Source organism: Neisseria sp. 19428wB4_WF04, assembly GCF_015235335.1.
Classification (GTDB): Bacteria; Pseudomonadota; Gammaproteobacteria; order Burkholderiales; family Neisseriaceae; genus Neisseria; species Neisseria musculi.
Map to the genome: position 1 here is coordinate 1 of NZ_JADGLG010000168.1, position 433 is coordinate 433.

The following is a 433-nucleotide window of genomic DNA, read 5'->3' on the forward strand; positions in this document are numbered from 1 at the left end:
CTGTCGGCAAAGCGGTTTTTGAGGCTTCTATACCGACACAAAAATGCTTGATAATTTTTTGAGCTGATAGTAACTTAACTTGGTGTTATATTTCATTTTTCTAGGCTAACAGAGCTATTCTGCTAGTCTAGAGCCTCACAAAAACATATTTGGAATGTTTCCCTATCTGCCACCTTAAATCCCCAATCGCGGCTTCATTTAAAACAACACCCAAAGCTTTTCCAGCTTTCATCTCATCAGGATAATACCAAGCAACTTGACGATCTAAATCTATTTGGTCCCACTTAAGATTTAAAACATTACTTTGTCTTAAACCAGTATTAAGACTAAATATAATCAGATCGGCGAAGTACCTTGGTTTTGCTACCCCTATCAGCCTTTGTGCTTCAGCAGACTTTAACCAGCGAACTCGCCCTTCATTCTCTTTGTATTT

1 protein-coding gene is annotated in these 433 nt (G+C 38.1%); it reads right to left on the reverse strand.

Features of this window, described 5'->3' with window-relative positions:
- Nucleotides 1–127: 127 nt before the first annotated feature.
- Nucleotides 128–433, reverse strand: a 306-nt coding sequence (locus IR141_RS12830) for a tyrosine-type recombinase/integrase (protein WP_228068274.1), incomplete at its 5' end; no start/stop codon positions are given.